16 protein-coding genes are annotated in these 20,814 nt (G+C 67.4%); 6 read left to right on the forward strand and 10 right to left on the reverse strand.

The features are described 5' to 3' along the window. Positions 1–3 precede the first annotated feature (3 nt). On the reverse strand, positions 4–651 hold the full coding sequence (gene pyrE / locus CCR82_RS05560) for an orotate phosphoribosyltransferase (RefSeq protein ID WP_201244411.1): 648 nt from the start codon (positions 649–651) through the stop codon (positions 4–6). Positions 652–794: 143 nt separating this feature from the next. Between pyrE and CCR82_RS05565 the strand changes: the two genes are divergently transcribed. Further along, a complete protein-coding gene (locus CCR82_RS05565; protein WP_201244425.1) occupies positions 795–1,475 on the forward strand; it encodes a sulfite exporter TauE/SafE family protein in 681 nt (226 codons plus the stop codon). A 3-nt stretch (positions 1,476–1,478) separates the two neighbouring features. On the opposite strand, the gene CCR82_RS05570 is transcribed toward CCR82_RS05565, so the two are convergent. From CCR82_RS05570 to rph, 6 genes are read right to left on the reverse strand one after another with little or no spacing between them, the layout of a single operon-like run. Then, complete coding sequence (locus tag CCR82_RS05570; RefSeq protein WP_201244412.1) at positions 1,479–1,793, reverse strand: DUF167 domain-containing protein; 315 nt, start codon at positions 1,791–1,793, stop codon at positions 1,479–1,481. A 13-nt stretch (positions 1,794–1,806) separates the two neighbouring features. Further along, complete coding sequence (locus tag CCR82_RS05575) at positions 1,807–2,382, reverse strand: YggT family protein (RefSeq protein ID WP_201244413.1); 576 nt, start codon at positions 2,380–2,382, stop codon at positions 1,807–1,809. After that, a complete protein-coding gene (proC, locus tag CCR82_RS05580; RefSeq protein WP_201244414.1) occupies positions 2,379–3,218 on the reverse strand; it encodes a pyrroline-5-carboxylate reductase in 840 nt (279 codons plus the stop codon). The genes CCR82_RS05575 and proC overlap by 4 nt, the downstream gene beginning before the upstream one ends. 37 nt (positions 3,219–3,255) lie before the next feature. Further along, positions 3,256–3,960: a YggS family pyridoxal phosphate-dependent enzyme gene (locus tag CCR82_RS05585; protein ID WP_201244426.1), complete on the reverse strand. Its 705-nt coding sequence runs from the start codon at positions 3,958–3,960 to the stop codon at positions 3,256–3,258. 47 nt (positions 3,961–4,007) lie between these two features. Then, positions 4,008–4,739 (reverse strand): RdgB/HAM1 family non-canonical purine NTP pyrophosphatase, encoded by a 732-nt coding sequence (gene rdgB / locus CCR82_RS05590; protein ID WP_201244415.1) that lies wholly within the window; start codon positions 4,737–4,739, stop codon positions 4,008–4,010. Positions 4,740–4,796: 57 nt separating this feature from the next. Next, on the reverse strand, positions 4,797–5,513 hold the full coding sequence (rph, locus tag CCR82_RS05595; protein WP_201244416.1) for a ribonuclease PH: 717 nt from the start codon (positions 5,511–5,513) through the stop codon (positions 4,797–4,799). A 246-nt stretch (positions 5,514–5,759) separates the two neighbouring features. On the opposite strand from rph, the gene CCR82_RS05600 reads away from it, so the two are divergent. From CCR82_RS05600 to CCR82_RS05615, 4 genes are all read left to right on the forward strand, one after another. Continuing rightward, positions 5,760–6,662 (forward strand): YicC/YloC family endoribonuclease, encoded by a 903-nt coding sequence (locus CCR82_RS05600; RefSeq protein WP_201244417.1) that lies wholly within the window; start codon positions 5,760–5,762, stop codon positions 6,660–6,662. A 118-nt stretch (positions 6,663–6,780) separates the two neighbouring features. After that, positions 6,781–7,146: a cysteine-rich small domain-containing protein gene (locus tag CCR82_RS05605; RefSeq protein ID WP_201244418.1), complete on the forward strand. Its 366-nt coding sequence runs from the start codon at positions 6,781–6,783 to the stop codon at positions 7,144–7,146. Positions 7,147–7,341: 195 nt separating this feature from the next. Then, on the forward strand, positions 7,342–11,208 hold the full coding sequence (gene metH, locus CCR82_RS05610; protein ID WP_201244419.1) for a methionine synthase: 3,867 nt from the start codon (positions 7,342–7,344) through the stop codon (positions 11,206–11,208). Positions 11,209–11,226: 18 nt separating this feature from the next. After that, a complete protein-coding gene (locus CCR82_RS05615; protein ID WP_201244420.1) occupies positions 11,227–13,686 on the forward strand; it encodes a type IA DNA topoisomerase in 2,460 nt (819 codons plus the stop codon). Between the two features lie 250 nt (positions 13,687–13,936). Here the strand turns inward: CCR82_RS05615 and CCR82_RS05620 are convergent, their stop codons facing one another. Further along, positions 13,937–14,167 (reverse strand): hypothetical protein, encoded by a 231-nt coding sequence (locus tag CCR82_RS05620; protein WP_201244421.1) that lies wholly within the window; start codon positions 14,165–14,167, stop codon positions 13,937–13,939. A 140-nt stretch (positions 14,168–14,307) separates the two neighbouring features. Here CCR82_RS05620 and CCR82_RS05625 point away from each other — a divergent pair, with 140 nt between their 5' ends. Beyond that, positions 14,308–18,504 (forward strand): DEAD/DEAH box helicase, encoded by a 4,197-nt coding sequence (locus CCR82_RS05625; protein ID WP_201244422.1) that lies wholly within the window; start codon positions 14,308–14,310, stop codon positions 18,502–18,504. A 29-nt stretch (positions 18,505–18,533) separates the two neighbouring features. On the opposite strand, the gene yoaA is transcribed toward CCR82_RS05625, so the two are convergent. Next, on the reverse strand, positions 18,534–20,471 hold the full coding sequence (gene yoaA / locus CCR82_RS05630) for a DNA repair helicase YoaA (RefSeq protein WP_201244423.1): 1,938 nt from the start codon (positions 20,469–20,471) through the stop codon (positions 18,534–18,536). A gap of 6 nt (positions 20,472–20,477) precedes the next feature. After that, a partial coding sequence (locus CCR82_RS05635) for a tetratricopeptide repeat protein (protein ID WP_201244424.1) occupies positions 20,478–20,814 on the reverse strand: 337 nt, incomplete at its 5' end.

The following is a 20,814-nucleotide window of genomic DNA, read 5'->3' on the forward strand; positions in this document are numbered from 1 at the left end:
CGCTCAAGCGCAGCCGTACTCGGTGCGATAGTCGGCCAGGGCCGTGAGCGTCTCCGTCGAGGCCGCCCCGGTCTCGTCGACGAACTCGATCAGCGCATCCAGGTCGACGATGCTCTGCACCGGGATGCCGTAGCGCGCGCGTGCCTCCTGGATGGCCGAGGTGCGCCCTTCGCCCCGCTCTTGGCGATCGAGTGCGATAATCACCCCGGCGAGCCGCGCGCCGGCCTGCTCGATCAGGGCCGCCGATTCGCGCACCGAGGTGCCGGCGGTGATGACGTCGTCGATCAGCAGCACATCGCCGCGCAAGGGGCTGCCGACGAGCAGCCCCCCCTCGCCGTGATCCTTGGCCTCCTTGCGGTTGAAGGCGAACGGGGTCTCGCGGCCTTGCTCGTGGGCGAGCGCGATGGCGGTGGCGGCGGCGAGCGGAATGCCCTTGTAAGCGGGGCCGAACAGCACATCGGTTTGCAGCCCAGTGGCGACGATGGCCTGGGCATAGAAGTGGCCCAGCTTGCCGAGGCTGGCACCGGTGTCGAAGCCGCCGGCATTGAAGAAATACGGGCTGATGCGACCGGACTTGAGGGTGAAGCGGCCAAAGCGCAGGACGCCGGTCTCGATCGCGAAGCGGAGGAAGTCTCGTTGATAGGAATGCATGACGCCGTCGGGTCTCTGTCGTCGTTACCGGGCCGGCATGATAGCCCGAGTTGCGCTGTGCGTCCGCAGGCGCGAGGCCCGTTGGGTGCCTGTCCTAGCCGGCGCAGTTGGCCAACCTTGTGTCTGCGGGAGCGAGGCGGATGATGACCGGCTCATTGCTCACGGCTTGGCTGGTTGGCCTACTCGGCGGCGTGCATTGCGTGGGCATGTGCGGCGGGATCGTCGCGACTCTCACCGCCGGGCTGCCGCGCGCGCAGCGCCAGCAGTTCTCGCGCCAGTGGCCGTTGCAGCTCGCTTACAACAGCGGGCGCATCCTGAGTTATACGATCGCCGGCGCGCTGATGGGCGCGCTGGGCGCAGTCGCGCTCGAGTTTTTGCCCCTGCATCTGGCCCAGCGCGTGCTGTATCTGATCGCCGCTGGCTTCATGCTGGCGCTTGGGCTCTACCTGGGCGGCTGGTGGCAGGGGCTAACCCGCGTCGAGCGGTTCGGGGCGCGGCTCTGGCGGCGGATCGAGCCGCTTGGGCGTCGTTTCCTGCCGGTGCGTCATTGGTGGCAAGCGCTCGCCATCGGTCTGGTCTGGGGCTGGCTGCCCTGTGGGCTGGTCTACAGCGTGCTGATCTGGTCGGCAGGCTCCGGTGGGCCGCTGCGGGGGGCGCTGTTGATGTTGGTGTTCGGACTCGGGACCTTGCCCAATCTGCTCGGGCTCGGCCTTTTGGCCGGCGCCGCCGCGCGCCTCGGCGAGCAACGCTGGCTGCGCCAGCTCGCCGGCGTCTTGGTGATGGGATTTGGCCTGTACGCGCTTTGGCAGGTGCTGGTGCTTTAGGCATCAGCGCTCATCACGCGCAGCCACGATACCCAGCGTCAGCCGTTGCGGGTTCGCGATCCGCAACTGTTTGGTGCGGCTCTGCCGACCACTGACCAGCTCGACCGCGCTGCGCGGCACGCCGAAGCACTCGGCGATGAAGCGCAGCAGTTCGGCGTTGGCGCGGCCATCGACCGGCGGTGCCTTGAGCTTGACCTTGCGGGCATCGCCGAACGGCTCGGCGAAGGCGTTGCGGCCAGCGCGCGGTTGCACGCGCAGCCGCAGCAGCAGGTTCTCACCGTCCCAGCGATACCAATGCGTGTCCCGCGGGTCGGACATCGGCTCATCCGGCTCAGAACGGGCTGCCGGTCAGCAGCCGCAGCGGCGGCAGCAACAGCATCTCGAGCAACACCAGACTGATCATCACCACCATCGGCGACAGATCGATGCCGCTCATCGGCGGGAGCAGACGCTGGGCGGGTCGCATGATCGGTTCGGTGACATCGCTGAGCAGCATCACCGCCGGATTGTAGGGGTCGGGATTGACCCAGCTCAGGATGACCCGGATCAGGACCGCGAACAGGAACAGGCTGATGATCAACGAGACCAGCCCCGGCAGCGCCCAGGCGAACGCCGCCAGCGGGTTGCGCCCGAGCCCCATCAGCAGCGACAACAGCGCCAACTCGCAGGCCTTGAGCACCCAGGCCAGCACGATCGCGGAGAGATCGAGCCCGGCATAGCCGGGGATCACCTTGCGCAGGGGCCGCAGCACCGGCGAGGTCAGCTTGACCACGAACTGCGAGATCGGGTTGTAGAAGTCGGCCCGCGCCCATTGCAGCAGGAAGCGAATCAAAACCAGGCTGATATAGAGCCCGAACAGCGTCTTGACCAGGAAGATCAGCGGGTTGGTGAAGTAGGCCTCGGTCATTTGTCCTCCGCGATCAGTTCGGAAAGCTCATGTGCGCGCTGGCGGGCGGCGGCCACTGCGCGCCGGGTCAGGGCCGGCAGTCCACCGTCTTCGAACACGGCGATGGCGCGCTCGGTGGTGCCGCCGGGCGAGGTCACGCGCTGGCGCAGTTGGCGAGGGGATTCATCGCTCTCGACCGCCATGCGCGCGGCGCCCAGGGCGGTCTGGATGCTCAGCAGGCGAGCGCCCTCGGCATCGAGGCCCTCGGCGACCGCGGCCTCTTCCAACGCCTCCATGAGCAGGAAGAAATAGGCCGGGCCGCTGCCGGAGAGCGCGGTCACGGTGTCCAGCTCGGCCTCGCTCTTGACCCAGTGCGTGAGTCCGCCGGCGCGCAGAATCTCCTCGGCCAGGTTGCTCTGATGCGCATCAGTGCCCTCGGCGGCGTGCAGACCAATGGCGCCGGACTGCACCAGCACCGGGGTATTGGGCATGGCGCGCACCAGTGCAATGGGCTGCCCGAGCCAGCCGCGAATCGAGGGCTCGCTGACCCCGGCCATGACCGAGATCACCAAGGGCAATGGCGCGCGCAGGTGCATGCCGAGTTCGCGACAGACCCCGGCGGCGACCTGCGGCTTGACGCAGAGCACGATCACCTCGGCCGCGTCGATGGCCGCGGCGGTGCTGGTGCAGGCGCTGATGCCGAAGTGGTTGGCCAGGGCTTCAGATTTCGTGGTATCGGGATCGCTCACGCTCAGCCGCGCGGCGTCGTAGCCGTCCGCGACCAGTCCGGCGATCAGGCTGCGGGCCATATTGCCGCCGCCGATGAAGGCGATGCGCGTGGTGGTGGTGGTGGGCATAGGCGAGAAAAATCCTCAACTCAATCGGGACAGGGTCTCAGGGGTGCCGGGGTCTGGGGCCGAACACGGCCGTGCCGATGCGTACCATTGTAGCGCCCTCGGCGACGGCGGCCTCGAGATCGTCGGACATCCCCATCGAGAGGGTGGCGAGCGGCTGCTCGGGGGTCGCGAGTCGATCGCGCAGTGCGCGCAGAACGGCGAACGGACGGCGCTGGGCGGCGATATCCTCAGCCGGTGCCGGCAAGGTCATCAAGCCCTCGATGCGCAGCCCCTCGATGCGGGCGCAGTGCGCGAGCAGTTCCGGCAGGGCGTGCGGCTCGACGCCGGCCTTGCTCGCCTCGCCGCTGAGGTTGACCTGCAGGCAGCAGCGCAGCGGCTCATCGCTGACCGTCAGGCGGTGCGCGCCGAGGCGCTCGGCATGACGCGGGTCGCCGAGTCCGTGCACCCAGTCGAAATGCGCGGCGATGGTCTTGGTCTTGTTGCGCTGGATGCGGCCGATGAAGTGCCAGTCGAGTGCCCGCTCGCCGAGCAACGCCTGCTTGTCGCAGGCCTCTTGCACATAGCTCTCGCCAAAGGCGCGCTGGCCATGCTGATGGGCGGCGCGGATCAGTTCGGCCGGCTGCACCTTGCTCACCGCGAGCAGTTGCACCGAGCCCGGCGCGCGGCCAAAGCGCGCCTCGGCGGCGGCGATGCGCGCACGCACGGCGTCGAGGCGGCTGGCGATGTCTGATCGGGCGAGGATCCCTGAATCGCTCGCGGCATCGCTCTTGGCATCGCTCGCGGCATCGGTCACGACCGGCCTCCGAACAGATCCATGCTGGCCTGCGCGCCGGACGGGTCGGCGAGCTGATAGGGCGTCGGGCGCTCGAGCAAGGCCGCGACCAGCGCGCGCAAGGCCTGGCCGCGGTGGCTGAGCGCGTTCTTGGTCTCCGGCTCCAGCTCGGCGGCGCTGAGCCCGTGCGTCGGCACGCCGAAGATCGGGTCGTAACCGAAGCCGCGTTGCCCGCGCGGTGCGTCGAGGATCAAACCCTCCCAGGTGCCCTGGCAGATCAAGGGGGTCGGATCATCGGCATGGCGCAGATAGACCATCACGCATTGGAAACGGGCGCTGCGGTTGGCGTCGGGCCGCTCGGCGAGGGCGCGCAGTAGTGTCTCGCAGTTGGCCTGATCGCTGCCTTGACCGTCATCGTCGTGCGCGTGGCCTGCGCCGCTGGCGGCCATGCTGGCGTCGAGACGGGCATAACGCGCCGAGTAGATGCCGGGCGCGCCATCGAGCGCGTCGACCTCGAGTCCAGAGTCATCGGCGATCGCGGCATGGCCACTGCGGCGAGCGGCGTGGCGGGCCTTGAGGAGGGCGTTCTCGACGAAGGTCAAGCCGGTCTCCTCGGCGGACTCGATGCCGAGTTCACCTTGCGTCAGCAGTCGCAGCCCGGCCGGTTCGAGCAGGGCTTGGATCTCGCGCAGCTTGCCGGCGTTGTTGCTGGCCAGGACGATGTGGCGGGTGTTCGCGGTTGCGTGCATCTTTGCGGGCGTTGCTATGGGTGAATGCTGAATGGAAGCGGCTTGATCAGGGCGGCATCACTCGCTGAATACGGCGCGTTGGGCGGCGATGATCTGTTCGATCCCGTGCGCGGCCAAGTCGAGCATCGCGTTCATCTCGACGCGCGAGAAGGGCGCCGCCTCGGCCGTGCCCTGCACCTCGATCAACCCGCCCGCATCGGTCATCACCACGTTCATGTCGGTCTCGGCGCTGCTGTCCTCGGCATAGTCGAGATCGAGCACCGGGGTGGCGGCGTAGACCCCGACCGAGACCGCCGCGATCTGTCGCTTGAGCGGGGATTGTGGCAGCTTGCCACTGGCGACCAGGCCTTGGATCGCGATTCGCAGGGCGATCCAGGCACCGCTGATCGCCGCGGTGCGGGTGCCGCCATCGGCCTGGATGACATCGCAATCGAGCGTGATGGTGCGCTCGCCGAGCTGCGTCAGATCAGCCGCCGCGCGCAGCGAGCGCCCGATCAGGCGCTGGATCTCCAGCGTGCGTCCGCCTTGCTTGCCGCGCCCCGCCTCGCGGGGCGTGCGCTCACCGGTTGCGCGCGGCAGCATGCCATATTCCGCGGTGATCCAGCCCTGAGCGCGGCCGCGCAGGAAGGGTGGCACCCGCTCCTCGACGCTGGCGGTGCAGAGCACTCGGGTCTCGCCGAACTCGGCCAGCACCGACCCCTCGGCCTGGGTGGTGAATCCGGGGGTGAAGCGCAGGGGACGCAGTTGATCGGGTCGGCGAGCGGATGGGCGCATGCGTGGCTCCAGGGTGGGGAATCGGTGAGGCGGACGCTTGAGCCGCCGCGCTTTGGGTGAATCCTAGGGCGCGCATTGTCGCATGGTCGACGCGGGTGTTGACGCCTGTGCCGGCATGGTACCAACGCGAGCACGTCGCGCAGTGTCCGCGTCCATGTCAGCGGTGACCGCCAGCCGCGATCAATCAGCCAGTGATCAATGCAGGTATCATCAGGACACGCCAATCGACAGCTCAGGAATCCCCCCATGGTAAGAAGTATGACCGCCTTTGCCCGCCAAGATCGCAACACCGAGGCGGGCGCGTTGACCTGGGAGGTGCGCAGCGTCAACCATCGCTTCCTGGAGCCTCATTTGCGCCTACCGGATGACATGCGCGGCCTTGAGCCCGCCGTGCGCCAGGCCCTCGGCCGGCGGCTCGGGCGCGGCAAGATCGATCTCAGCTTGCGTCTGGACGGTCGCGGTGCGCAGGGGGCTCAGGGTGCAAATGGTGCGCAGGGAGGAGGGCGCGGTGAGCTGCGGGTCAATCAGGTGCTGCTCGAGCAGTTGCTCAAGGCCGCGGATCAGGTCGCTACCCGTATCGGCGAGCCGGCGGCGCCGCATCTGTTCGACTTGATGAGCTGGCCTGGCGTGCTGGAAGAGGCGCCGAAGGATCTCGAGGCGCTGAGCAGTGCCGCGATGGAGCTGCTGGAGCAGGTGCTCACGGCGCTGATCGAGGCGCGCGAGCGCGAGGGCGAGCGCATGAAGACCCTGTTGCTGGAGCGCTGCGACAAGCTCCTCGAGCGTGTTGCCGAGGTGCGCGAGCGCATGCCCGAGGTGCTGGCCGGCATCCGCGCGCGCATCGGCGAGCGTCTTGCCGAGGTGCGCGATCAGCTCGATGAGACCCGTCTCGAACAAGAGATGACGCTGATTGCACAGCGGCTCGACGTCGACGAGGAGATGGATCGCCTGGCGAGCCACATCACCGAGATCCGCGACAGTCTCGGCAGTGACGAGCCGATTGGCCGGCGGCTCGACTTCCTGATGCAGGAACTCAACCGTGAGGCCAATACGTTGAGCAGCAAATCGACCGATGCCGCCGTCACCCGCGCCGCTGTCGATATGAAGGTGTTAATCGAGCAGATGCGCGAGCAGGTGCAGAATATCGAGTAGTCGGCCTGCAAGTGTCAAGGCATGACTTTGGTCAAGACCGCTCGGTCCCTATGATCAAGTCCCCCTCTGGTCGGCCGTGCGGTTACGGTGGGCCATAGCAACCGAGGTGCCGTTAGCCATGGAGCCAAAAAATTCAACAAATAACCAAGGATTCAAGGGGTTTACGAACGACGCCTGTCCTTTTTTGCCTTGTCACGCCGGTGTCAAGCGAGAATTCAACTGTCTTTTTTGTTATTGTCCCCTTATCGCGTATGAGTGCCCGGGTCCCTATGAGGTCTTCACGGACGCGAATGGTTTGACCCGCAAGGATTGTACCGCTTGTACGCTACCCCACGATGGTTACCAGGCTTCGTGGGCCTTCATCCAACAATGGCTGGCGAAGCCGGTGGTCTGGAATGGCCACCCTCAGCATGAGCGTTACATGCGCAAGGCTCGCCTCAAGCCGGAACAGATGCCGGGGCCGACCGAGGACTCCGAGGGTTAGTCGCGCCATCGGCGCAACCGCAGACCCCCGGCAAGCGTCGCACGCGAGCAACGTGCGGCGATGCAGCCTGAGAGGGCACACGCATGCCACGACCCTCTGGCGTCGCGAATACGTCTTCTCGATGCGCTCGCCTCGGATGTGACGAACATCCAGCTATTGCGCACCCTAGTTCAAAACCGGACCCAGTATACTGTTATGAGTGATCGAACCGCCCTCCTGAAGCAGCGCCTGACAAAAACCATCCTCATCCTCGACGGGGCCATGGGCACGATGATCCAGCGCCGTCAGCTAGAAGAGGCCGATTACCGTGGCGAGCGCTTCGCGGACTGGCCGAGCGATCTCAAAGGCAACAACGACCTGCTGACGCTGACCCGGCCCGATCTGATCGCCGACATCCATGGCGAGTACCTGGCCGCCGGCGCCGACATCATCGAGGCCAACACCTTCAACGCGACCCGCATCGCGATGGCCGACTACGGCATGGAGGAACTCTCGCGCGAGATCAACGTCGAGGCCGCACGGCTGGCCCGTCAGACCGCCGACGGCTACTCGACGCCGGACAAGCCGCGCTTCGTCGCCGGTATCCTCGGTCCCACCAACCGCACCGCGTCGATCTCGCCCGATGTCAACGACCCGGGCTTCCGTAACATCGATTTCGACACCCTGGTCGAGGCCTATGCCGAATCGACCCGCGGGCTGATCGAGGGTGGCGCCGACATCATCCTGGTCGAGACTGTGTTCGACACCCTGAACGCCAAGGCGGCCCTGTTCGCGGTCTGGAAGGTCTTCGACGAGGACGGCGTCGAGCTGCCGATCATGATCTCGGGCACCATCACCGACCAATCCGGCCGCACCCTGACCGGGCAGACCACCGAGGCCTTCTACAACTCTCTGCGCCACGCCCAGCCGCTGAGCATCGGGCTCAACTGCGCGCTCGGCCCGCAGGAGCTGCGCCCCTATGTCGAAGAGCTATCACGCATCGCCGAATGCAACGTCTCGGCGCACCCCAACGCCGGTCTGCCCAACGAGCTTGGCGGCTACGACCTCGGCCCCGAGGAGATGGCTGAGGAGGTCAGCGACTGGGCGCGCAGCGGCTTCCTGAACATCGTCGGCGGCTGCTGCGGCACCGGCCCCGAGCACATCAAGGCGATCGCCGATGCGGTGGCCGGGATGACGCCGCGCCAGCAAGCGGTGCTGGAGCCGGCCTGCCGGCTCTCCGGCCTTGAGCCGATGAACATCAAGGCCGACAGCTTCTTCGTCAACGTCGGTGAGCGCACCAATGTCACCGGCTCGGCGCGCTTCAAGCGGCTGATCAAGGAGGACGATTACGACACCGCGCTGAGCGTGGCGCTGGAGCAGGTCGAGGGCGGGGCGCAGGTCATCGACGTCAACATGGACGAGGGCCTGCTCGAGTCGGCCGAGGCGATGCACCGGTTCCTGAATCTGACCGCGGCCGAGCCCGACATCGCCCGCGTACCGGTGATGATCGACTCCTCGAAGTGGGAGGTCATCGAGACCGGCCTCAAGTGCGTGCAGGGCAAGGCCATCGTCAACTCGATCTCGCTCAAGGAAGGCGAGGACAAGTTCATCGAGCAGGCGCGGCTCTGTCGGCGCTATGGCGCGGCGGTGATCGTGATGGCCTTCGATGAGGTCGGCCAGGCCGACACCCAGGCACGCAAGGTCGAGATCTGCACCCGCGCCTACAAGATCCTGACCGAGCAGATCGGCTACCCGGCCGAGGACATCATCTTCGATCCGAACATCTTCGCCGTCGCCACCGGTATCGAGGAGCACAACAACTACGCTGTCGACTTCATCGAAGCCACCCGCGAGATCAAGCAGACCCTGCCGCATGCCAAGGTCTCGGGCGGCGTCTCCAACGTCTCGTTCTCGTTCCGCGGCAACAACCCGGTGCGCGAGGCGATCCACGCCGTGTTCCTCTACCACGCCATCAAGGCGGGCATGGACATGGGCATCGTCAACGCCGGCCAGCTGGCAATCTATGACGATCTGCCCGAGGAGCTGCGCGAGGCGGTCGAGGATGTGATCCTCAACCGCCGCGACGACTCGACCGAGCGGCTGCTCGACCTGGCGCCCAAGTACAAGGGCGACGGCTCCAGCGCCGAGAAACCCGAGGATCAGGAGTGGCGCAGCTGGGAAGTCAATAAGCGGCTCGAGCACTCGCTGGTCAAGGGCATCACCGACTACATCGACGAGGATGTCGAGGAGGCCTACCAGGCCGCCGACAAGCCGCTGCACGTGATCGAAGGCCCGCTCATGGACGGCATGAACGTGGTCGGCGATCTGTTCGGCGAGGGCAAGATGTTCCTGCCGCAGGTGGTCAAGTCGGCACGCGTGATGAAGAAGGCCGTGGCCTATCTGTTCCCGTATCTGGAGGCCGAGAAGGAGGCCTCCGGCACCCAGCATGAAAGCAACGGCAAGTTCCTGATCGCGACCGTCAAGGGCGACGTGCACGACATCGGCAAGAACATCGTCGGCGTGGTGCTGCAGTGCAACAGTTACGACGTCATCGATCTCGGCGTCATGGTGCCGACCGAGACCATCCTGCAGCGGGCACGCGAGGAGAACGCCGACATCATCGGCCTCTCCGGGCTGATCACGCCGTCGTTGGATGAGATGGTCCATGTCGCCAAGGAGATGAAGCGCCAGGGCATGACCCAGCCGCTGCTGATCGGTGGCGCGACGACTTCCAAGGTGCACACGGCGGTCAAGATCTCGCCCCAGCGTGAGGAACCGGTGATCTATGTGCCCGATGCTTCACGCGCAGTCGGCGTGGTCTCGAACCTGCTGAGCAAGACCCAGCGCGATGGCTATGTCGCCGGTATCGTTGAGGAATATGCCGAGGTCCGCGCCAAGCGCGAGGCCAAGGGCAAGACCAGCAAGCTGATGGACATCACTGCGGCGCGCGCGAACAAAACCGAGATCGACTGGGCCAGCTATGAGCCACCGAAGCCGGGGATATTGGCTGCGCGCGCCGAGCCGGGGCAGGGTGGCGATGCGGTCGCAGCGGCGAATGAAGCCGACAATGCAGCGGCGGCGAGGTTAGGCGGCGACCCAGCGGCGACACTCGCGGCCGCGCTACCAGGACTCGATGCCAAGGACATCAAGCTCGAGCGCAGTGGCGACGGCGTGATCCTGACCGTCAACAACTATCCGCTCGACGATCTGGTCAAGTACATCGACTGGACGCCGTTCTTCAAGGCCTGGGAGCTGGCTGGCAAGTATCCGGCCATCCTCACCGACGAGGTCGTCGGCAAGGAGGCACAGCAGCTGTTCGATGACGCGGTGCCCTTCCTGGAACGGATCGTCAAGGAGCGCTGGCTGCAAGCACGCTGCGTCTGTGGCTTCTTCCCGGCCAATCGGATCGGTGACGACGATATCGCCATCTACTCCGACGAGACCCGCAGCGAGGTCAGCGCCACCCTGCGCATGCTCCGCCAGCAGATGCAGCGCACTGCCGGCAAGGGTCAGCCGAACGTCAGCCTCGCCGACTACGTGGCCCCGGCGGATTCACACAAGCGTGATTGGATTGGCGGCTTTGCGGTCACCGCCGGCATCGGCATCGACGAGCACCTGGAGCGTTTCGAGGCCGATCACGACGACTACAGCTCGATCATGCTCAAGGCCCTGGCCGACCGTCTCGCCGAGGCCTTCGCCGAGCGCCTGCATGAGCTGGTGCGCACGACGCTCTGGGGCTACAAACCCGGCGAGCAGCTCGACAACGACGCGCTGATCGCCGAGAAGTACGAGGGCATCCGCCCAGCACCCGGCTACGCCGCCTGCCCGGACCACACCGAGAAGGGCACCCTCTGGGCGCTGCTCAAGCCCGATCAGCGCATCGGCCTGACCATCACCGAGAGCTTCGCGATGCTGCCGACTGCGGCGGTCTCCGGCTGGTACTTCGCGCATCCGCAGTCGCGCTACTTCGGCACCGGCAAGATCATGAAAGACCAGGTCGAGGACTATGCCCAGCGCAAGGGCTGGACGCTGGAGCAGGCCGAGCGCTGGCTCTCGCCAGTGTTGGGCTATGATCCGGAGTAGGGGAACGAGCTTGATCCGATGCGCGTCATCGTCGCCGAAAAGCCGAGCGTCGCGCGCGATCTCGCACGCATCGTCGGTGCGCGTGCTCGGCGCGAGGGCTACCTGGAGGGCCAAGGCTGGCGCGTGACCTGGGCGCTCGGCCATTTGGTGCATCTTGCCGAGCCGGATGCCTATGGTGAGGCCTGGGCCGGGCGCTGGTCGTTCGCGCAACTGCCGATGCTGCCGGAGCGCTGGCGGTTGCGCACTGACAAGAAGACCGCAGCGCAATTCAAGATCGTCAAGGCGCTGCTGACCGACGCCGCGACCGAGCGGGTGATCTGCGCGACCGATGCCGGGCGCGAGGGCGAGCTGATCTTTCGTCTCATCGCCGAGCATGCGCGCTGTCGCAAGCCGGTGCAGCGGCTCTGGATCTCGAGCCTGACCGATGCGGCGATTCGCGCCGGTCTTCAGCAACTGCGCGACGGCCATGACTATGACGCGCTGGCCGCCGCTGCGCGCGCCCGAGCCCAGGCCGACTGGCTGATCGGCATGAACCTGACTCGCGCCTATACCGTCCACAACCGCGTGCTCTGCACCATCGGCCGGGTGCAAACGCCGACCCTGGCGATGATCGTCGCCCGCGATCAGGCCATCGATGCCTTCGTGCCGACGCCGTTCTACGAGCTGATCGCACGACTAGCCGAGGGCTTCGAGGCCAAGTATCACAAGCCGCTGCGCCCGCAGCGAAGCACCAAGAGCAGAGAATCACGCACGCAGTCGGCAGCCGATCAGCCGTCGTGCAGGGCGTCTGGCGGTGCGCTCAGCCAAACCCCCGATGCTGTTGCGGGCGAGCATGAGCATCCGACTCGGCTCGACAACAAGGGCGAGGCCGAGGCATTGCGCGATCGACTGCGCGAGTGCATTCGCCCCGACAACCTCGGCCAGGTGGTGTCGATCGAGACCAAGCCGCAGCGCAACCGCCCACCGCCGTTGTTCGATCTCACCACGCTGCAACGCGAGGCCAACCGGCGCTATGGCTTCACCGCCGCCAAGACCCTGGAACTGGCGCAGAGCCTCTATGAGACGCACAAGCTGATCAGCTATCCGCGCACCGAGAGCCGCCACATCGGCGAGGATCTGGTGCCGCAGCTACCCGGTATCCTGCAGCAGCTCGATCATCCCCTTGCAGGTGAAGCACTGGCGCGATTGGAGGGTGGGCATCGACTCGGACGCGCCTATGTCGATCAGACCAAGCTGACCGACCATCACGCCATCCTGCCCACCGCGACGCGGCCGCCAGCCGCGCTGCCCGAGCCGCTGCGGCGTATCTATGACCTGGTGGCTGCACGCTTCGTCGCCGTGTTCCTGCCTGATCAGCGCGTCGATGAGACCGAAGTCCAGCTCGATATCGGCGGTGAGACCTTCATCGCCAAGGGGCGAGTCGTCACCGATCCCGGCTGGACGCGCGCCGATCCGCGCCAGCTCGGGCACGCGGCGAGCAAGCCGGGCGGTCCATCCGGTCTTGACGACGCCGCCTTACTGCCGGCCCTGACGCGCGGACACTCTGTTCATGTCGCTGCCTTGGAGCTGGCCGAGCGCGAGACCCAGCCGCCCAAGCGGTTCGAAGATTCGACCCTGCTCAACGCGATGAAGTATGCCGGCCGAGAGATCGAGGACAAGGCCCTGGCCGCGGCGATGAAGGGTGCTGGGCTCGGCACACCGGCGACGCGCGCCGAGACCATCGAGAAGCTGATCCGCACCGGCTATGTGGAGCGACAGCGCAAGCAGCTGGTGGCGACCGAGAAGGGGCGGGCGCTGATCGGCCTGGTCGCCGGGCCGCTGAAGAGCGCCGAGCTGACCGCCGGCTGGGAGCAGCAACTGAAGGATATCGAGGAAGGACGCGCCGAGGCGGCTGTCTTTCGTGCGGATATCAATCGCTTCGTCACCGAGCTGATTCCGCAGGTGGCGCGAGGTGCGGCGCTGCCGCCTGAGCAGGTGGCGGCCGCGCGGGCCGCGCGTGGGACAGCCAGCGCCGGTCGTCCGCGCAAGAAGGCCTTTTCTGATGACGGCAGGGCGGGACGCCGAGTGCATTCTGGGGGTCGCCAACAGCAACGCGTTCGCGCCTCCGAGACGGGTGCGCGCGGGCGTGCCAGTTTGCCTGTGCCACCGCAGCCGCGAGCGGACGCGGCGAACGCGTTGTCAGCGCCGCTCGCCGAGATCCGTACAGCTTTGCAGCTGAGGCCACTGCGCTGTCCAAAGTGTAGTCAAGGCCAGCTCATCGTCGGGCGGCGCGGCTATGGCTGCTCGCGTTGGCGCGAGGGCTGCGATTTCGTGATCTGGCAGGTCATCGCCGGACACCCGCTCAGCGAGGCCGAGCTGCGCGCCTTGGTCGAGCATGGCAAGACGGCGCCGATCGAGAAGCTGCGAGCGGATGACGGACGCTGCGGCCGCGCTGTGCTCTGTCTTGGTCGGGATGGTCAGGTGGCGCCGGTCTGGTAGGACATGTCTGGTCGAACAGGCGAGGTCTTGCGACAATCGGCTGGCGCCGATGATCAAACAGGCTGCCCTGAGATACATGACCGATGGAAGCCCGTAAGCTCAAGACGATCGATGATTTGTTCATGTCCAATGACGAGCGCGTTGAGCTGATCGACGGCGAGATCGTTCGCCCGCCGATGGCGAGGTTTCAGCATGGGATAGTGCAGAATCGCGCCTCGCGTGAGCTGGGACCATTTGACCATCCCTCAGGTCACGGCGCCTGGTGGATCGCCACGAGGTCAGCGTTGCCTACGAAGCGCGCGAATGCCCCTCTGACGAGGTCAGCGCCCGGATTCCGCCGTTCGAGGCCATCGAGCTGGATGTGGCCTATATGCTCGGTGTCGAATAACCCCACGGAGTAACACCATGCGTCATTTTCGCGGCCGCTCTTGAGCTTGAGGTCGTCGCCAAGCAGGCTGTTGGTGTTGTCGAGCAGCTTCATACCTTAAAAGCAAACTGCCGAGTGGACGATGAACGCGGAAACTGTACCATGGCGGTTTTTGCGCGGCGAAGAACCCCGACCATGCTCGTCATCCGCTTCTCACCCTCTCGCGCTCGGCGTTCACCGACCCAGTCCCGGCCATGACCGATCAGCGTGCCGCCTATCAGGCGCTCATCGCCGACGAGCGCCGCATGCTGCGCGTGCTGTCGGTGGTTTGCGAGCCGATCAGCCAAACCACGCTCGGGCTCGTGCTCGACGCCTTGGGTTGGAAGGACCGGCGCGGCATCCCGCTCAAGGCGCGGCTAGGCAAGCTGCTGCGCGATCGGCTGCTCGAGGCGGGCGTGATCGAGCAGCGGCGCAACACTCTCGTCTGTCATCCAGACCTGCTCGAGCCGCTCACCCGCGAGACGCTGGCCGACGGTAGCTTCGCGACCATCGTCGCCGCCGCCGAGCAGGTGGTGCCGAGCGCGATGCGCAACGCCTGGGATCGTCCGAGCGAGGAGCGCCGCTTCCGGCTGTTGCGCATCGCCGTCTATACCGGACGCGAGGACGAGGTGCTGAAGATGCTCATGCTGCACGGCGTCGAGTCCCTGGCGCAGGTGCGCTATCGGCAGGTCGAACCGTTGGCGACCATCTGCACGCGCTCGGCCGACCCGGCGTGGCTCGAGACCCTGCCGGCGCGGCTCAAGCTCCTGGCGCTGGCGCCGATGCTGCGCGAGGCCGCGCTCGAGCTCAACGCCCGGCCGAGTTCGTACCAGCTGATGGAACGTCTGCTCGGGCCGCTGGCGGCGACCGACCCGGAGGCGGCCGACGCGCTCGCCGAGCAACGCTTGTTGCGCGGGCAGAGCGACCGGGTCGCCGAGCTGCTCGTCGGGCGCGACGACCCCCAAGCGCTGATCCTGAGCGCCTGGCGCTCCATGCTGCGCGGCGCCTATGCCGATGCCATCGAGGCCTACGAGGGCGCCCTCCAGCAGGTGCGGCGTCGCACGCGCAAGCGCAACGTCTATGTCCCGGGCATCCCCGGTGTGCTGCATTTGCTGGCCTTGCTGCAGCGCGGCGAGCCGGGGGATCTGGAGCGCGTGCGCCAATTGGTCGCGATCTGCCTCAAGGCCAGTGTCACCGATCTGCTCGAGCCGGTGTACCGGCTGCTCGATGATCTGGCCGCCGTGCTGGGTGGCCACAGCCGCGTTGCCGAGAGCGCCTGGCTGCTGCATAACCTGGCGCCGCGCGGCCCCTTTCCGGCGCTGTTCCAAGCCTTGGCCCTGCGCTGGCTCGGGCAACGGCCCTCGGCGGAGGCCTTGAGCGCATTGGCGCGCAGTGCCGAGCAGGCCGCGAGCGCGGGCCTGGATTGGTATGCGCGCGAGGCGACGGCCCTGCTGGCGCGGCTCGGTGTCGATGGCGAGCAGTCGAGCCGCGTGGAGCAACTCAGCCATGCCGAGCCACCCGGCCAACGGGTCCTGCTCACCGATCTGCTGGCTCCCAAACCGACTTGGGAGATCGCCTTGGAGGCGCTAAAAGGCCTGGCCGAGCAGCGCGAGACGAGCGCCGACCGGGTCGGGCAGCGGCAGGATGAGGATCGCCGCATGGCCTGGCTGCTGACCGTCCATGACGATCTGGCCGTGCTCGAGCCGCGCGAGCAGAAGCGCACCAAACGCGGCGCCTGGACTCAGGGGCGCGCCGTCTCGCTGCAACGCTTGGCCGAGGAGCCCGAGCGCTTTCCCTATCTCAGTGCGCAGGATCGCGCCATCTGCGAGACCATCACGCGCGAGCAGCAAGTTGGCTGGTACGGCGGTTATGGTCGCGCCAGCTTCAGCCTGGAGCCGGATCGGGCGTTGATCGCCGCGCTCGGCCATCCGCTGGTGATCCGTTCCCATGCGCCCGAGACGCCGGTCGCGCTGGTGCGGGGCGCGCCGGTGTTGAGCGTGGTCCGGCGTGAGCGGGATCTGCTGGTCAGCCTCGAGCCCTATCCGCCGCCCGGGCGCGCGTTGCTGCCACAGCAGGAAACCCCGCAGCGGCTGCGCGTGATCCAATTCGACGCCGGTCATCTCGAGATCGCCCGCATCCTGGGGCCTGAGGGACTGGCGATTCCGCACGCGGGCGAACAGAGTCTGCTCAGCAGCCTGAGCGCGCTGGCCCCGATGCTCAGTGTGCACTCGGATATCGGCGGGGCAGAGACGGCGCTCGAGGCGGTCGCCGCCGATGCGCGCCCGCACCTGCATCTCTCACCGGTGGAGGAGGGGCTGCGGCTCGAACTCTTCATCCATCCCTTTGGCGAGGCCGGTCCGCAGCTGCGTCCCGGCGCAGGGCGCGTCAGCCTGTTCAGCGAGCGTGATGGCCGTCCTCTGCGCTGCACCCGCGATCTGGAGGCGGAGCGACAGGCTGCCGCCGCCGTGCTCGCGAGCTGTCCGGTGCTGGCCGACCACGAGAGTTTGGACGGGGATTCGGCGGGCGAGGACCGGGACTGGACCTGGGAGCTGCCGGACCCGGCCGAGGCGCTCGCCGCGTTGGAGCAATTGCACGCGCTCGGCGATCAGGTGCAACTGGACTGGCCGCAGGGTCGGCGCATCGCGCTGAGCGAGGAACTGGGCCTGAGCCGTCTGCAGGTGAAGGTGCGCCAGCAAGGCGATTGGTTCGATGTCGCCGGTGGTCTGCGCCTCGACGATGGCCGGGTGCTGGCGATGCGCGAGCTGATCGAGCGCGCCGCAGCCGCGCAGGGGCGCTATGTGCGCCTCGGCGAGGGCGATTTCCTGGTCCTCAGCAGCGCCTTGCGACGGCGGCTGCAGGGGCTGGCCGGTCTCATCGACGATGGGCGTTTCCATCCGCTGGCGGCATCGGCGGTGCACGAGCTGATCGATGGCATGCAGGTCGAGGCCAGTCAGGAATGGCAAGGCCTGCTCGCGCGCCTGGCCCAGATCGACGCCTTCGAGCCCGAACGGCCCTCGACGCTGCAGGCCGAGCTGCGCGACTATCAGCTCGAGGGCTTCCGTTGGCTGGCGCGGCTCGCGCATTGGGGCGCCGGGGCCTGTCTCGCCGATGACATGGGCCTGGGCAAGACCCTGCAGGCGCTGGCGCTGATCCTCTCACGCGCCCCGCATGGGCCGACGCTGGTGCTGGCGCCGACCTCGGTCTGCGGTAACTGGCTGGACGAGGCGCGGCGCTTCGCCCCCACCCTGCGCCCGCTGCGCTTCGGTGACGGCGAGCGCGGCACCATGCTGGAGGAGGCCGGTCCGTTCGATCTGGTGGTCTGCAGCTACGGGTTGCTGCAAAGTGAGCGCGAACGCCTGAGTCAGGTCGCCTGGCAGACCATCGTCGCCGACGAGGCGCAAGCGTTCAAGAACGCGATGACCAAGCGCTCGCAGGCGATCATGGCGCTCAAGGGCGGCTTTCGCATGATCACCACCGGCACCCCGATCGAGAACCATCTCGGCGAGCTGTGGAACCTGTTCCGCTTCATCAATCCGGGGCTGCTCGGTTCCTTGCAGCGCTTCAATCAGCACTTCGCGATCCCGATCGAGCAGGACAAGGATCAGGGCGCCCGCCAGCGCCTGCGTCAACTGCTCAAGCCCTTCATCCTGCGACGCCTGAAGAGCGAGGTGCTCGCCGAGCTGCCGCCGCGCACCGAGATCGATCTGCAGCTCGAACTCAGTGCCGGCGAGATGGCGCTCTACGAAGCGCTGCGGCGCGAGGCCATGGAGCGCCTCGACAGCGAGGGCCGCAAGGCCGCGCCCGGCCACAAGCGGCTGCTGCTGCTCGCCGAGATCATGCGCCTGCGCCGCGCTTGCTGCCATCCGCGCCTGGCGCTGCCGGACACCGACCTGCCGAGTGCCAAGCTCGAGGCCTTCGCCGAGATCGTCGACGAGCTGCTCGACAATCGCCACAAGGCGCTGGTGTTCAGTCAGTTCGTCGATCACCTGAGCCTGATCCGTGAACATCTGGATCGGCGCCAGATCCCGTATCAGTATCTGGATGGCTCGACCCCGGAGCCGCAGCGGCGTGCGGCGGTGGAGGCGTTTCAGGCCGGAGAGGGCGAGCTGTTCCTGATCAGCCTGCGCGCGGGGGGTTCCGGGCTGAATCTCACCGCCGCCGACTATGTGATCCACATGGACCCCTGGTGGAACCCGGCGGTCGAGGATCAGGCCTCGGATCGCGCGCATCGCATCGGTCAGGAGCGCCCGGTCACCGTCTACCGGCTGGTGGCCAAGGACACCATCGAGGAGCGCATCCTCAAGCTGCACGCGAGCAAGCGCGATCTCGCCGATGGGCTGCTCAGCGGCGCCGACGATGGCGGCAAGCTCAGTTACGAGCAGATGCTGGCGCTGGTCCAGGGGCCGGGCTGAGGGTCTCTCGCTCGGCAACCAGGTCGCCGTCACGCAGGCGCGAAGAAGGCGGCGAGATCATCCAGCGCATCCGTGCGGCGCATCGGCGGCAGACTGTCGAGGAAGACCCGGCCATAGCTGCGGCTGCGCAGGCGCGGGTCGCAGACCACGAGCACCCCCCGATCCTGGGGATCGCGGATGAGCCGGCCGGTGCCCTGTTTGAGGGCGATCACCGCTTGCGGGAGCTGGAAATCCCGAAACGGGTTGCCGCCCTGGCGCTTCAGTGCCTCGGCGCGGGCCTGCAGGATGGGATCGGCCGGCGAGCTGAACGGCAGCTTGTCGATGAGCACGCAGGAGAGCGCCTCGCCGCGCACATCGACTCCCTCCCAAAAGCTCGAGGTGCCGAGCAGCACGGCGTTGCCGAGCTGGCGAAAGCGCTCGATCAGCTCGCCGCGTGGCGCGCTGCCTTGCACCAGCAGCGGGTACTCGCGCTGGGAGGCCAGCTCGCTGGCCACCGTGCGCAGCGCCCGATGGCTGGTGAAGAGCAAAAAGGCGCGGCCACGGCTGAGCGCGATGACCTCGCGCGCGACCTCAACCACGCGGGTCGCGTAGTCCGGCTGGGAGGGTTCGGGCATCGCCGTCGGGCAATAGAGCAGGGCCTGGCGCGGGTAATCGAAGGGACTCTCCCATTGCGCGGTCTCGGCCTCCTCGCAACCGACGCGGCTGGCGAAATGCGCGAATGAGTCGCCGACCGCGAGCGTCGCCGAGGTGAAGATCCAGGCCGCTGGATGGCGCTTGCGTTGCTCGCGGAACACCTCGGAGACATCGAGCGGGGTCTGATGGAAGCGAAAGCCGCTCCCTTGCAGGTCGAACCAGCGCACCTGATGCGGCTCAGCGCGGCACTCGTCGGCGAGCAGGTTGTCGAGCCGGGCGCGCGTCGCCCGGGCCCGTGCGGTCAGCTGCTCGAGCCCGCGCGAGCGCTCGGCGATCGGCGCCAGCGCGGCGGTGAGCTGATCGAGGGCGACGCCCAGCTCGTCGATCGCCCGCATCACCAGGCTGGCGTTGGCGATCTCCTGCCAGGGGCCGCGACGGTCCTGGGCGCCGAGCGCTTGGGTCAGGCTCAGGCGCAGCTCGGCGACGCACTGGCGCAGGCCGTGGCAGGCGAGTGGCAATTCGGGGAGATCTCCCGCATCGCTGCGGTCGGTGGCTTCGATATCGCGCGCGAGTTCGATCAGTTGGCGCGCGCTCAGCGAGAGCCCGAAGAAGCTGGCGGCGACCTCGGGCAGCTGATGGGCCTCATCGATGATGAAGCCCTCGGCCTCCGGCAAGACCTCGCCGAAGCCCTCGTCGCGCAGCGCCAGATCGGCGCAGAGCAGATGGTGGTTGACCACCACCAGCTCGGCCGCCTGCGCGCGCCGGCGCGCCTCGAGCAGATGACAGTCGCTGAACACCGGGCACTCTTGGCCGAGGCAATTATCGGCGGTCGAGGTCACGGCGGGCCAGACCGGATCATCTTCCGGGATCGCCAGTTCGGCGATGTCGCCCTGCTGGGTATAGCTGCTCCAGTCGCGCACCTGCTGCAGATGCTGGCGCACTTCGGGGCGATAGCGTGTCGGTTCCTCGAGGGCGAGCGCGAGCCGATAGCGGCAGAGGTAATTGCCGCGTCCCTTCAGCAGGGCGACCTCGATGGGCACAGCCAACGCCTCGCGGATCAGCGGGATGTCGCGCTGGAAGAGCTGATCCTGCAGGTTGCGGGTGCCGGTGGAGATGACGATCTTACGCCCGCTGAGCAGGGCCGGCACCAGATAGGCGAAGGTCTTGCCGGTGCCGGTGCCGGCCTCGCAGATGAGGGTGCCGCCGGCGGCGAGTCGCTCCGCCACCCGCGCGGCCATGTCTTGCTGCTGCGCGCGCGGATGGAAGTGAGGCAGCCGCTCGGCGAGCGGCCCGTCGGCGGCAAGTGCCTGGATCACGGCCGGTGGCGTTGGCATGGGCACTCAGCCGCCGCCGGCCTTGCGCTCGGCCTCGAGCGCGCCTTGGAGATCGCCGGCCTGGCGCCGCGCGGTGGCGATGATCTCCCAGTTGTTGCGCTTGAGCGCGGGTTGATCGCCGGTGAGGGTGTTGGAGCGCGTGGCGAGCTTCGAGGCCGACTCGCTCATGCCCTGCTCGAGGCGCACCCGCGCGAGGCGGTTCCAGAGGTAGGCCTCCTGGGGTTGGATGCGCAGTGCGCGCTCGAGCGTGGCCGCCGCACCACCGGCGTCGCCGCTCTGGCGTTGCTGCTCGGCGCGTTTGGCGAGCGCGGCGACCGCCGGCGGCATGCTGGCGGGCGCGAGC

Source organism: Halochromatium salexigens (assembly GCF_016653295.1).
GTDB classification, from domain to species: domain Bacteria; phylum Pseudomonadota; class Gammaproteobacteria; order Chromatiales; family Chromatiaceae; genus Lamprobacter; species Lamprobacter salexigens.

What these genes read in the sequence shown, in the direction of transcription:
- pyrE (WP_201244411.1), bottom strand. Translation starts at nt 651, where the DNA reads ATGCATTCCTATCAACGAGACTTCCTCCGCTTCGCGATCGAGACCGGC.
- CCR82_RS05565 (WP_201244425.1), top strand. Translation starts at nt 795, where the DNA reads ATGACCGGCTCATTGCTCACGGCTTGGCTGGTTGGCCTACTCGGCGGC.
- CCR82_RS05570 (WP_201244412.1), bottom strand. Translation starts at nt 1,793, where the DNA reads ATGTCCGACCCGCGGGACACGCATTGGTATCGCTGGGACGGTGAGAAC.
- CCR82_RS05575 (WP_201244413.1), bottom strand. Translation starts at nt 2,382, where the DNA reads ATGACCGAGGCCTACTTCACCAACCCGCTGATCTTCCTGGTCAAGACG.
- proC (WP_201244414.1), bottom strand. Translation starts at nt 3,218, where the DNA reads ATGCCCACCACCACCACCACGCGCATCGCCTTCATCGGCGGCGGCAAT.
- rdgB (WP_201244415.1), bottom strand. Translation starts at nt 4,739, where the DNA reads ATGCACGCAACCGCGAACACCCGCCACATCGTCCTGGCCAGCAACAAC.
- rph (WP_201244416.1), bottom strand. Translation starts at nt 5,513, where the DNA reads ATGCGCCCATCCGCTCGCCGACCCGATCAACTGCGTCCCCTGCGCTTC.
- CCR82_RS05600 (WP_201244417.1), top strand. Translation starts at nt 5,760, where the DNA reads ATGGTAAGAAGTATGACCGCCTTTGCCCGCCAAGATCGCAACACCGAG.
- CCR82_RS05605 (WP_201244418.1), top strand. Translation starts at nt 6,781, where the DNA reads ATGGAGCCAAAAAATTCAACAAATAACCAAGGATTCAAGGGGTTTACG.
- metH (WP_201244419.1), top strand. Translation starts at nt 7,342, where the DNA reads ATGAGTGATCGAACCGCCCTCCTGAAGCAGCGCCTGACAAAAACCATC.
- CCR82_RS05615 (WP_201244420.1), top strand. Translation starts at nt 11,227, where the DNA reads ATGCGCGTCATCGTCGCCGAAAAGCCGAGCGTCGCGCGCGATCTCGCA.
- CCR82_RS05620 (WP_201244421.1), bottom strand. Translation starts at nt 14,167, where the DNA reads ATGAAGCTGCTCGACAACACCAACAGCCTGCTTGGCGACGACCTCAAG.
- CCR82_RS05625 (WP_201244422.1), top strand. Translation starts at nt 14,308, where the DNA reads ATGACCGATCAGCGTGCCGCCTATCAGGCGCTCATCGCCGACGAGCGC.
- yoaA (WP_201244423.1), bottom strand. Translation starts at nt 20,471, where the DNA reads ATGCCAACGCCACCGGCCGTGATCCAGGCACTTGCCGCCGACGGGCCG.